Here is an 11,961-nt window from a genome sequence, read left to right on the forward strand (position 1 = left end):
AATGGAGATGAACGACATGACGCACACCCGAATCAGGGCCGCGGTGGTGGCCGCCGCAGCCGCGGTCGCACTCGTGCTCAGCGGCTGCGCCGGCGGCGGCAGCGCCGGCACCGATCCCGGCGACGTCGACCCCGCAGGCGAGATCACCCCACGCGAGATCTCGTGGCTGCTCTCGCGGCCGGCCGACGGCGGCGTGATCACCGCCATGCAGCAGATCGCGGACGAGTACGCCGCCGACCACCCGGGGTTCTCACTGAACCTCATCACCACGCCCGACCGGCCCTCGTACATCCAGAAGTACGAGACGCTCGCCGCGGCGAACAAGCTGCCCGAGCTGTTCGACACCGACGCGACGCCGTTCGCGAGGAAGCTCGCCGACCAGGGCCGCATGATCGACGCCGAGAAGCTCCTGAAGAGCCTCGACCTGTACGACGACTACCGCCCCGCGGCGCTGAACTACCAGCGGTTCGACGACGGCTCGCTGTACATGATCCCGTTCGAGTTCCAGCTGGAGTTCTTCTGGTACAACACGGCGCTCTTCGAGCAGGCGGGCGTGCAGGTGCCCGAGTCGCTCGACGACTTCCCGGCGATGTGCACGGCGCTGCGCGCGGCGGGCGTCACTCCGATCGCCCTCGACGGCCAGGACCAGTGGCCGCTCGAGCGGTACATGGCGTACCACCCGTTCCGCACCGCGGGGCCCGAGTACGTGCAGGAGCTCAAGAAGGGCGACGCGAAGTTCGCCGATCCCGACGGCCAAGCGGCCGTGGACTGGCTCCACTCGCTCGGCGAGGCGGGATGCTTCGCGCAGGGCTTCTCGTCGACCGGGTACGCCGATGCGCAGGCGCTCTTCACGTCGGGCAAGGCCGCCGTGTACAACATCGGCACGTGGGAGCTCGGGAACCTCGCCACCGAGAACCTCGACCCGGCGGTGCGCGACGACATCGACTACTTCACGTTGCCGCTCACGCCAGACGCTGTGACCGCGGCGAACGAGTACGTCACGCCCTCGGGAATCGGCATGGCCGTGAACGCGAAGACCTTCGACCCGCTCGTGCGCGACTTCCTCGCGTTCGCCCTGAAGCGGTACCCGGAGGTGTACGCCGCCACCGGTGCGCTCTCGCCGACCTCGAACGTCGAGACCACCATCCCCGACAACGCGACCCCGCTGTACGAGCGTGCCGTCGAGCAGGCGAACGACGTCGGCGAGCAGATCGCGATGCCCTGGGACACCCAGCTCGACCCGACCTCGAACACCCGGTTGCAGCAGGAACTGACCCTGCTCGTGCAGGGTGAGAGCACGCCCGACGAGTTCATCGACACGATGGACTCCACGATCGCCCAGAACGGCCCGGCCGCGTTCGAGTGATGCCGAGGTGGCGGGGGCCCCGACTGCCCCCGCCGCCGCCCCGGCCCGCTTCCCCATCCGAGAGAGGCCCATGATGAGCAGCACCATGCTCCCCAACCGCTCGAAGACCTCGGTCCTCGTCTTCCTCCTCCCGCCGCTCCTGCTGTACGGGATCGCCGTGCTCTTCCCGATCGTGCAGTCGCTGTTCCTCAGCTTCTTCAGCTGGGACGGCATCACCGACCTGCGGTTCGTCGGGTTCGACAACTACGCGCGCATGTTCGTCGGCGACGACGTCTTCTGGACCGCGTTCTCCAATTCGCTCGGCTACCTCGTCATCTGCCTCGTGCTGCAACTCGGCGGCGCGCTCGTCGTCGCGAGCCTGCTGATCTCGCTGCGCCGCGGCCGCGAGCTCGTGAAGACGCTCTACCTGCTGCCGGCGGTGATCTCGACCGTGGCGATCGCGTTCCTCTTCCAGCGCATCTACTCGCTGGAACCGACCGGACTGCTGAACCAGCTGCTGCAGTGGGTCGGGCTGGGGGAGCTGCAGCAGGCGTGGCTCTCGAACGTCGACACGGTGCTCGCCGCCGTGTCCATCCCCGAGGGCTGGCGCTTCACGGGGCTCTACATGCTGATCATCTACGCCGCGCTGCTCGCGGTTCCCCAGGAGCTCGAGGAGGCGGCTCGGCTCGACGGCGCGAACTGGTGGCAGGTCTTCACGAAGATCCGCTTCCCATACATCCGTCCCGTCTGGATCACGACCACGATCATCGCCGCCACGTACGCGCTGCGCGGATTCGACATCCCGTACCTGCTCACGAACGGCGGGCCCGGTCAGGCATCCGAACTGCTCACCACCTACATGTACAAGACCGCCTTCACGCACACCGACTACGGCTACGCCAGCACCATCTCGGTGTTCATCGTCGTCGAGTGCCTCATCGCGGTCGGGCTCATCATCCTGCTGCTCCGACGGAAGGCCGACGCATGACCACCCACACGGCCATCGCCCCACCCTCGACGACGATGACGACGCCGGTCGAGCGCGATCGGATGCCGCAGCGCCGCCGGCGCCGCCTCGACCTGCATCGCACGCTCGCGAGCGTCATCGTCACGCTCATCGTGATCGTGCAGGTGTACCCGCTCGCGTGGCTCTTCCTCACGAGCCTGCGCACGGAGCAGGACTTCGCGAGCGGCAACCCGTTCGCACTGCCGACCGAGCTCACGCTCGACAACTACGCTCGGGCCTTCGCGACCGGGAACCTCGGACTGAACATCGTCAACAGCCTCGTCGTGACGCTCGGGGCGAACCTGTTCATCGTGCTGCTCGGCATGATGGCCGCCTACGCGATCCAGGTGCTCGGGTTCCGCCTCAGCCGTGTGGTGCGTGCGTTGTTCCTGATCGGCATCATCGTGCCGGTGCAGATCGCCCTCGTGCCGCTGTTCATCGACTACTCGTCGGTGAACCTGCTCGACACGTACCTGTCGATGATCATCCCGCTGGCCGGATTCGCGCTGCCGATGTCGGTCTACCTGTTCTCGTCGTTCTACGAGTACATCCCGCGGGAGACGTACGAGGCGGCGTCCATCGACGGCGCCGGTCCGTACCGCATCTTCGGGCAGATCACGTTCCCGCTCTCGGTGAACACGATCGTGACGATCGTGCTCGTGAACAGCATCTTCATCTGGAACGACTTCATCTTCGCCAACACCTTCGTGCTGTCGGATGAACTGAAGACCATCCCGCTCGGCCTGCAGAACTACATCGGCGCGATGGGCAACGTGGACTGGACCGCGACGTTCGCAGCCGTGTGCATCACGATCACGCCGTTGCTGCTCGTCTTTCTCGTGCTGAACAAGGCGATGATCTACGGTCTGGAGAGCGGAGCCACGAAGGGATGACGATGAGCGAGCAGGGTCGATCGTCGCATCCGGTGACGATGCGTGAGGTCGCGCAGGCTGCGGGGGTGTCGGTGGCCACGGTCTCGCACGTCGTGAACGACAACCCGAACGCCCGCATCGGCGATGCCGCGCGTGAGCGGGTGCGGAAGGCGATCGAGGAACTCGGCTACCGACCCAATGCCCTCGCGAAGAACCTCGTGAGCGGCCACTCGAAGTTCATCGGCCTGGTGGCCGACGCGATCGCGACCACGCCGTTCGCGGGCCAGATCATCCACGGCGCGCAGGACGAAGCCTGGCGACAGGGGTACGTGCTGCTCGTCGCCAACACGGAGGGCGACCGGGAGGTCGAGGACGAGGCGATCGGAATGATGCTCGAGCACAAGGTGCGCGGCATCCTCTACTCCACCTGGTACCACCGGGCGGCGGAGATCCCTCCGGCCCTGCTCGAGACGGACGTGGTGCTCGTCGACTGCTACTCCGAGGCGGGCGAGGCGCCGGCGGTCGTGCCCGACGAGGTGCAGGGCGGCCGCGCCGCGACCGAGCTGCTCGTCGAGGCCGGCCATCGACGGATCGCGATCATCAACACGACCACGCCGTCGCCCGCCCATGAGGGACGGCTGCGCGGCTACCGCGAGGCGCTCGAGCACGCGGGCATCGCGTTCGATCCCGCGCTGGTCTTCGACGCGCGTCCCGAGCAGGAGGGCGGATTCGACGCGGTCGGCGCGGTCCTCGACGCCGGGGCGACCGCGGTGTTCTGCCACAACGACCGGGTGGCGATGGGACTCTACGACGGGCTGCGGGAGCGCGGCCTGTCGATCCCGGCGGATGTCGCGGTCGTCGGCTTCGACAACCAGGAGGTCATCGCCGCGCACCTCCGGCCGCCGCTCACCACCGTCGCACTGCCGCACTACGAACTCGGCGCCGCCGGTGTGCGGATGCTGCTCGGCATCGACGCCGTGCCCGACGGCGGACGCCTCGAGGTGGCGTGCCCGCCGGTGCTCCGCGACTCGATCTGATGACGATGACAGACCACGAGGCGTCGATCGCCGACGGCGTGTCCCTCGATCCGTACCGGCCGGCGTTCCATTTCACGCCCGCCGAGAACTGGATGAACGACCCCAACGGACTCGTGTGGATCGACGATCGCTACCACCTGTTCTTCCAGTACAACCCCGAGGGGGCCGACTGGGGCAACATGAGCTGGGGTCACGCGACGAGCCCCGACCTGCTGACCTGGACGGAGCATCCGGTCGCGCTGCCGTACCGCGACGACGAGCAGGTCTTCTCGGGTTCGGTCGTCGTCGACCACGCGAACACCTCGGGGTTCGGCGATGGGGTGATCCCGCCCCTCATGGCGATGTACACGAGCGTGTACCCCGACGGTCGGCAGGCGCAGTCGCTCGCGGTCAGCGTGGACTCGGGAACCACGTGGCATCCGTTCGCCGGCAACCCGGTGCTCGACCGCGGGTCGCACGCGTTCCGCGACCCGAAGGTCATCCGAGCGGCGGACCGCGATGGACGCGAGCGCTGGGTCATGGTCGCAGTGGAGGCCGAGCGGCGTGAGGTGCTCGTCTTCAGCTCGGACGACCTGCGCGAGTGGCGGCACGAGTCGACCGTCGGGGCGTTCGGCCCCGGGGGAGTGGTGTGGGAGTGCCCCGATCTCTTCCCGCTCGACGTCGACGACGACCCGCTGCGTCAACGGTGGGTGCTGCTCCTCAGCATCAATCCGGTCGGTGCGGATGCCGATCCGGATGGCTCGTCCATGGCGTATCTCGTGGGGGATTTCGACGGGCATCGGTTCACGCCCGACGAATCCCCCGGGTGGCAGCGACTCGATCACGGCCGGGACTTCTACGCCGGCGTCACGTTCGACAACGCCCCAGACGGCCGGCGCATCATGCTGGGCTGGATGAACAACTGGCGGTACGCGGCCGACATCCCCACGGCGCCGTGGCGCGGCGCCATGTCGCTGCCGCGGGAGCTCGCGCTCCGGACGATCGACGGACGGGTGCGGCTCGTCCAGTCGCTGCCGCGCGAGCTCGCTGCGATCGATCCGGCAGCGGGCGAGACACTGCTCGACGGCGTCGACCTCGACGGCGTTCGTCGACTTCCGATCGGCTGCAATGTGCTGCTCGACGTCGAGTGGGAGCCGCGAGGCGCGAGGCGGATCGGCATGGACCTGCTCGTCGGCGACGGCACCGCGACGCGACTCTCGTACGACGTGGAGAGCGGCCGCCTCTCGCTCGATCGGTCGAACTCGGGCCACGTCGACGTGCATCCCGACTTCCCCTCGTCGAGTCGTGCGCTGGTCCCGCTGCGCGAGGGACGGCTGCGGGTCCAGCTGGCGGTCGACGGATGCCTCGTGGAGGTGTTCGCCGACGACGGCGCCGTGACCGTGTCCGACCAGGCGTTCGCGGATGCGGACGCGGTCGGCGGTGCGGTGTTCGCGGACGGCCCGTCGACGGTGTGGGTTCGCCGCCGGACTGCGCTCGCTGCCCGCGACGACCCTGACGTGCGACGCGGGTGAGGGGAAGCCCGCGATGGGCGCCGGATCATGCCGCGTCGGTTCAGGGATCATGCCGCGTCGGTTCAGGGATCATGCCGGGTCGGTTCCGTCGATGCCGCCGCCGGCGGCCTCACCGCCGAGCAGCAGCGGCAACAGCTGGATGCCGATCGCGCTCGCGACGTACCGGTTGCGTCGGTCGCTCGTGAGCGAGGCGACCCAGTCGAATCGGCCCAGGTCCACCGGGCTCAGGAACGCGCCGTCGCGCGCGTGCACCCCGTACTGCACGCGGAAGCCGTCGTAGTAGGCGGCCTCGATCGGCTCGCGCACCACCTCCACGTCGGGAAAGGCTTCCGCGATCGCCGCGACGGTGCGGTCGCCGAGCACCCGGCGCGCCTCGTCCGACGACACGGTGGCGCGCGGCGCGGCGAATCGCACACCGTGCCGCTCCGCCGCGAGCTCGAGCTGGCGGCGGTACACGGCGAGATGCGCGACCACCGCCTCGACCTCGAACGCGTCCTCGGGCCGCGCCCGACCGGCGTCGGCGAGTGCGAACATGCGGAAGTGGCGGGTCCGGCCCCGGCCTGGAGGCGCCGCCTGCATCCGCAGCACCTGGTGCACCGTGCAGAGGCGCACCGCACCGAGCGGCGCCTCGCGCAGGCGGCGCGCCGCTTCGAGTGCGAGCACGTTGGTGGGGTCGGAGACGACCTCGCTCGGGCGGATGGTGGAGAGCGTGCGGTCCTGAGAGGTCGGAGCGACCACCGAGGCGGCGCCGAGCGGCGCCACTGGCGACAGCAGGAGCGCGTCGTAGCCGGGGGCGGCCTCGAGCGCGAGTGCGTCGAACGCGAGCGCCGTGCGCAGGTCGAGCGGCGATGGCTCCACCGTCGAGTCGTCGCGCCACTGCGCGAGCAGGTCGGCGGGCCGTCGCCGAGCCGCCCGCTCGCGGGCCTCGTCGAGCAGCTCCCCGCGCCGGTCGTGCGCCGATCCGTGGTCGTCGATCGCCATCCCCCCATCGTGGGCCGCCCGCCTCGGGCACGCCAGCGCGGCGCGCTGTTCGCGCTCGAGGCCAGCGCGACCGACGTGCTCGTGCGAGACGGTGCACGATGGCAGTCGCACGCACGGCACGTCGGTCCCTGACGGTCAGGCCCGCGTGCCCAGCCGGGCGGCTTCGGTGAACACCGTGCGCGCGTCGCGCGGCGGCCGGCCGAGCGCCTCGAGCACCCCGGTGGTCGGGGACTCGTTGCGGCCGTCGAACACCTCGCGGCACAGCTCGGTGAGCATCGTCGCCACGTCGGCGCCCGCCTCGGCGGCGACGGCCGCGTGGAACTCGTCGAACTCGACGGGGAGGTACTGCACGTCGCGACCGTGGATCTCCGACAGCAGGGCGGCGACCTCCTCGAAGGTCATCGACTGCGGTCCGGTCACCTCGTGGACGCGCCCCTCGTGCCCGCGGCCGGTGAGCGCCTCGACCGCGACCGCCGCGATGTCGTCGACGTCGACGAACGGCTCGCGCACTCTCCCGGCCGGGAGGGCGAGCACGCCCGAGAGCACGGCGTCGCGCAGCATCCCCTCGGTGAAGTTCTGCAGGAACCAGCTCGCGCGCACCACGGTGGCGGGGATGCCGGATGCGAACAGGAGCTCCTCGCACCGACGCGCTCCCTCCTCGCCCCGCCCCGAGAGCAGCACGATGCGCTGCACGCCAGCATCCCGGGCGACCTCGGTGAGGCGGGCGATGGCCGCCTCCGACCCCGGCGCGGCGAGATCGGGCACGTAGGCGGCGTACAGTCGATCGACGCCGTCGAGGGCTCGCCGCCAGCCCTCCGGCTGCTCCCAGTCGAACGCGGGAGCAGTGCCGCGGGCGAGGCGGCGCACACTGCTGCCGCGGTCCTCGAGGAGGTCGGCGATACGCCGTCCGGTCTTTCCGGTTGCGCCGATCACGGCGATGGTGGAGGTCATGGCGAGTCCTTCCGATGGTGTGGTTGTCCCTGTCCATCCACCATCGACGCGTCTCGGCGGACGGACAATCGCCAGAAGTACCCTTTTCTTTGCCGTACGTCCTCCCACCGGGATGCTCGGCAGGGCGGCATGCCACGCTGGACGCATGGTCAACCCGCGCACCCTCGTGGCCGCCGGCACCGCGGCCGAGCCCGTCGACCGGCTCGCCGACGGCCTGCACCAGCTTCGCTTCACCGGAGCGCTCTACTGCCGCGCAGAGCTCTCCGCGCCCTGGGGCGTCGAGTTCCCCGCGCTCGAGGGGTACATGATGCTTCCCGTCGTGCTGTCGGGGCGTTGCGTGCTCGAGATCGGCGACGAACGACATCCGCTCGAAGCGGGCAGTGCTGCGCTCATCACGCGCGGCACCCCGCACCGGCTCCTGAGCACGGCGGATGCCGCGGCGACGCCGCTCTTCGACATCCCCGTCGAGCAGCTCAGCGACACGTACGAGCACATGCGCTTCGGCGGCGGCGGCGAGCGCGCCCAGATCGCGTACGCCGCGATGCAGGTCGACGCCCCGCTGACCGCCCGCCTCGTCGCGGAACTGCCCGACGTGATCCGCGTCGACGCGTGGGACGACGGCGAAGGCGGCGCCTTCCGCACCGTGCTCCGCCTGCTCGCGCGTGAGGCCGAGGTGATCGAGCCGGGCGGCGAGGCCGTCATGACACGGCTCGCCGACGTGCTCGTCATCCAGGTGCTCCGGCGCTGGCTGCACCTCGCCGACGCGACCACCGGTTGGCTCGCCGCGATCCGCGACCCGCACATCGGCCGCGCCATCGGCCGCATGCACGCGCGCCCCGACGCCCCGTGGACGCTCGTCGAGCTCGCCCGCGCGGCGAACATGTCACGCTCGGCGTTCGCGGAGCGGTTCACGGCGCTCGTCGGCGAGCCGCCGATGCGCTACCTCGCGGGCTGGCGGCTGGAGCAGGCCGGCTCGCAGCTCGCTCGCACCGACGACCCGATCGCGGCGATCTCGACCCGTGTCGGCTACACCTCGGAAGCCGCCTTCAGTCGCGCGTTCAAGCGCCACCACGGCGTCACGCCGGGCGCGGCACGTCGGGCGGCTGCCACGGCGTCGCCCCTCACGGCGGTACGAGCCGCCGGGGTGCCGGCTTCGCCCGGGGCCGGCGGGCGGCGCGAGACCACTCCGCCCCGCTGACTCCTCAGTCGGCGGCCGACCGCAACTGCAGCCAGGCCGCGAGCCGCTCGTCGGGCGTCTCCACCCGGATGCCGTGCGCCTCGCTCGCCCGACGGAGCCGGTGACGCACCGTGTTCTCGTGCACCTCGAGCCGCTCCGCGGTCTGCGCGACGTTGCCGAAGCTCTCCAGCCACGTGAGCAGGGTCTCGGCGATGGGACGGGTGCCCTCGCCGGCGTTCAGGGCCTCGAGCGCCGGGTCCCGGAGTTCGTCCGAGCCGGCGAAGAGCTCGGCGGCCCGCTCCACGACGAGGCTCGGGCGCAGGCCGTCGGCGGTGACGATGCGCGGCATCCGCTCGCGTGCGTGGGCGCCACGTGCGGCCGCGGCGAGCAGGCGGTCGGCGAGCTCACGGGCCCCCGCGACGTCGCCCGACCGGTGGGCGGGACCGGTGACGGCCACCCGGGTGCCCTCGCCGACGAGCCGATCGATGAGCGGCAGGAGCGGACGCGCGACCGCGATCGCCTCCCCGACGTCGCTCGCGGCGAAGAGCGTGTAGACCTGCCCGCGGTGGGCCACGGCCACGACGTCGGGGCGGTGCAGCACGAGGTGCCGGATCACGGTCGAGCGGAGCTGGGCGATCGCCGTGGGTCCCGCACCCGGCACGTCGAAGGCGAGGAGGATCGCGCCGCGCTCCTCGGGAATGCCGAGCTCGGCGAACTCGGTGCCCGTGAGATCGATGCCGGTCAGGAGCGTGCGCAGGCGGTCCTCGCGCGGTCGCTGATTCGTCGCGTGCGCGCGGAGGTCGTCGAGCAGGTGCGCGCTCGCGAGGGCGCCGGCGCGCCGCATCCGCTCCTCCTGCTGGGGCGTCACCGGACCCTCGCCGGAGGCGTCGATCGCCCAGATGCTGCCGAGCGGCAGTGCGCCGGCCCGGATCGCGAAGGCCACGCGCGGCTCCTCCTCACCGAGGCGCGGGTACTTGACCGGCCGATCGGATCGGAGCACGGTGCGGTACTGGTCGTCGTTGTACGGTGACGCCGGCACCTGCCGCGCCAGGATGCCGTGCGTGCGGAGCGCGTCGATGAGCTGACCGGGCACCGACGAGTACGCGAGGATGTTGCGGCTCAGGTCCTCGATCGCGACCGAGCCGCCGAAGAACTCGGCGAGCTCGTTCGCGAGTGCGAAGAGCGGCTCGGCGCCCCGGTCCTGCGGGCCGGCGAGCGGCGCCTCGGCCTCGCCCAGGAGGTGCGTGAGCTGCGCATCGAGGAGTCGCCAGCTGATCCGCTGGGCGACCCGGAGGAGTGCGAGTCCGGTGGACTCCGCGATCGCCTCGAGCGCGGGAACCCGGTCGGCGCTGCACTTCACCGCGACTCCCGCCGCTCCGTGCTCGGCCGCGTCGGCGGCGACGGCCGCGAGGCGCGCGGTGCTGAGCGAGGCGGTCGAGGGGGCGAGCAGCAGCAGGCCCGTGGCATCCGGGACCTCATCGGCGATGTCGAGGAACTCGGTGCCGGTGACGGCCGCGTGCGTGCCTGCCGAGCCGATCGGGGTGACGGTGCGCGGTCCGAGCTGGTCGACGAGGTCGGCGACCGTCACGGGCGGGCGCGTGACGTGCGCGACCGACATTGGAGAAATCTCACCATGCATGCGCTAAAGATATGCCAGATCTCCAACCATCTGGGCGAGCGAACTTCCTAGGCTTGCCAACGGCGGCCGCGATGACGCGTCGCCGCGGAGGAGGAACGATGACTGCGACCCGGCCCGCACCCGAGGGCACCCGCCTCGGGGAGCTCTGGCGGATCCTGCCCGAGGAGGCGACCGCGAGCGGCGACGGCGTGCTCGAGATCGGGGGCGTGGCGGTCACGGAACTGGCCGAACGATTCGGCACGCCGCTGCACGTCTACGACGAGGCCGGCCTGCGCCGCCAGATCCGCCGCTTCGTCGACGGGCTGCGCGACCGGTGGCCAAACTCGGAGGTGCTGTTCGCCTCGAAGTCGCTGCCGGCGGTCGGGATGTACCGCATCGCGCAGGAGGAGGGCCTCTCGGTCGACATCGCGGGCGGGGGCGAACTGCAGCTCGCACTCGCCGCGGGCGTCGACCCCGCTCGACTCCACTTCCACGGCAACGCCAAGACCGACGCGGAGCTGCGCATGGCCCTCGACGCGGGCATCGACACGATCATCGTCGACAACGACGATGAGCTCGATCGCCTCGAGCGGCTGCTCGAGCGGCCGCAGAGGCTGCTGCTGCGCGTCATCCCCGGTGTCGAGGCGAAGACGCACGCCTCGCAGGCAACGGGCGGCGTGCACTCGAAGTTCGGCCTGCCGCTCGACCAGGCGGAGCGCGCGATCGCCCGCATGCAGACCCACCCCCTGATGCGGTTCGAGGGCGTGCATCTGCACATCGGCTCGCAGATCCTCGACACCGCGCAGTTCGCGGAGGCCGTCGCGAAGATCTCGACGGTCGGCACCTTCGGCACCTACGACGTCGGCGGCGGACTCGGCATCAGCTACACCTACGCCGAGGAGGCGCCGAGCGTCGAGTCCTACCTCGACGCGATCGTCGCGGCCGCGAGGGCGTACCTGCCGGCCGACGCCCGGCTCCTCATCGAGCCGGGCCGGTCGATCGTCGCGCGCGCCGGCGTGACCCTCTACCGGATCACGACGGTGAAGCGGACCGGCCGCACGTTCGTCGCGGTCGACGGCGGCCTCGCCGACCAGATGGACATCGCGCTCACGCAGCAGCGCTACGAGGCGATCATCGCCGACCGGCTGCACGAACCATGGACCGAGACGGTGCAGCTCGTCGGGCGCCAGTGCGAATCGGGCGACCTGCTCGTCGACGGTGCTCCGATGCCACCGGCCCGGGTCGGCGATCTCGTGGTGATGGCCGGCACCGGCGCCTACGCCTACACGATGTCGAACAACTACAACGGGGCGCTGAAGCCGGCGATCGTCTTCGTCGGCGACGGTGACGCCCGACTCGTCACGCGCCGCGAGACCTACGACGACCTGCTCGCCACACACGCCCCGGCACTCGCCGGCGCGCTCGTCTGACCAGGCCACCCCGGCCACCGATCCCCACCCCCG

At 70.9% G+C, this 11,961-nt stretch carries 10 protein-coding genes; 7 read left to right on the forward strand and 3 right to left on the reverse strand.

From position 1 onward, the window contains the following. The first annotated feature begins 16 nt into the window (after positions 1–16). The 5 genes from EDM22_RS00855 (at position 17) to EDM22_RS00875 (ending at position 5,771) form a co-directional block, all read left to right on the forward strand. Positions 17–1,366, forward strand: coding sequence for an ABC transporter substrate-binding protein (locus tag EDM22_RS00855; RefSeq protein WP_122935341.1), 1,350 nt, complete (start codon positions 17–19; stop codon positions 1,364–1,366). A gap of 85 nt (positions 1,367–1,451) precedes the next feature. Beyond that, a complete protein-coding gene (locus tag EDM22_RS00860; protein WP_122935342.1) occupies positions 1,452–2,333 on the forward strand; it encodes a carbohydrate ABC transporter permease in 882 nt (293 codons plus the stop codon). Then, the gene (locus EDM22_RS00865) at positions 2,330–3,244 is read left to right on the forward strand and encodes a carbohydrate ABC transporter permease (RefSeq protein WP_122935131.1); all 915 of its coding nucleotides are present in this window, start codon (positions 2,330–2,332) and stop codon (positions 3,242–3,244) included. Before EDM22_RS00860 ends, EDM22_RS00865 begins: the two co-directional genes overlap by 4 nt. A gap of 2 nt (positions 3,245–3,246) precedes the next feature. Beyond that, positions 3,247–4,260 carry a LacI family DNA-binding transcriptional regulator gene (locus EDM22_RS00870; RefSeq protein ID WP_170963952.1) on the forward strand — a complete coding sequence of 338 codons (1,014 nt, stop codon included), beginning with the start codon at positions 3,247–3,249 and terminating at the stop codon, positions 4,258–4,260. Beyond that, positions 4,260–5,771 carry a glycoside hydrolase family 32 protein gene (locus tag EDM22_RS00875; protein WP_245989070.1) on the forward strand — a complete coding sequence of 504 codons (1,512 nt, stop codon included), beginning with the start codon at positions 4,260–4,262 and terminating at the stop codon, positions 5,769–5,771. Before EDM22_RS00870 ends, EDM22_RS00875 begins: the two co-directional genes overlap by 1 nt. A gap of 69 nt (positions 5,772–5,840) precedes the next feature. Here the strand turns inward: EDM22_RS00875 and EDM22_RS00880 are convergent, their stop codons facing one another. Both EDM22_RS00880 and EDM22_RS00885 read right to left on the reverse strand, forming a co-directional pair. After that, positions 5,841–6,752 carry a hypothetical protein gene (locus tag EDM22_RS00880; RefSeq protein ID WP_122935133.1) on the reverse strand — a complete coding sequence of 304 codons (912 nt, stop codon included), beginning with the start codon at positions 6,750–6,752 and terminating at the stop codon, positions 5,841–5,843. A 135-nt stretch (positions 6,753–6,887) separates the two neighbouring features. Next, entirely contained in the window at positions 6,888–7,703 is an 816-nt protein-coding gene (locus tag EDM22_RS00885) for an SDR family oxidoreductase (RefSeq protein WP_122935134.1), read from the reverse strand. A 145-nt stretch (positions 7,704–7,848) separates the two neighbouring features. On the opposite strand from EDM22_RS00885, the gene EDM22_RS00890 reads away from it, so the two are divergent. After that, complete coding sequence (locus EDM22_RS00890; protein WP_212591851.1) at positions 7,849–8,901, forward strand: AraC family transcriptional regulator; 1,053 nt, start codon at positions 7,849–7,851, stop codon at positions 8,899–8,901. A 4-nt stretch (positions 8,902–8,905) separates the two neighbouring features. Here EDM22_RS00890 and EDM22_RS00895 read toward each other — a convergent pair whose 3' ends face one another. Next, a complete protein-coding gene (locus tag EDM22_RS00895; protein ID WP_122935135.1) occupies positions 8,906–10,498 on the reverse strand; it encodes a PucR family transcriptional regulator in 1,593 nt (530 codons plus the stop codon). A 119-nt stretch (positions 10,499–10,617) separates the two neighbouring features. On the opposite strand from EDM22_RS00895, the gene lysA reads away from it, so the two are divergent. Continuing rightward, the gene (lysA, locus tag EDM22_RS00900; RefSeq protein WP_122935136.1) at positions 10,618–11,928 is read left to right on the forward strand and encodes a diaminopimelate decarboxylase; all 1,311 of its coding nucleotides are present in this window, start codon (positions 10,618–10,620) and stop codon (positions 11,926–11,928) included. Positions 11,929–11,961: the final 33 nt, after the last annotated feature.

It is taken from the genome of Agromyces tardus (assembly GCF_003710805.1).
Classification (GTDB): domain Bacteria; phylum Actinomycetota; class Actinomycetes; order Actinomycetales; family Microbacteriaceae; genus Agromyces; species Agromyces tardus.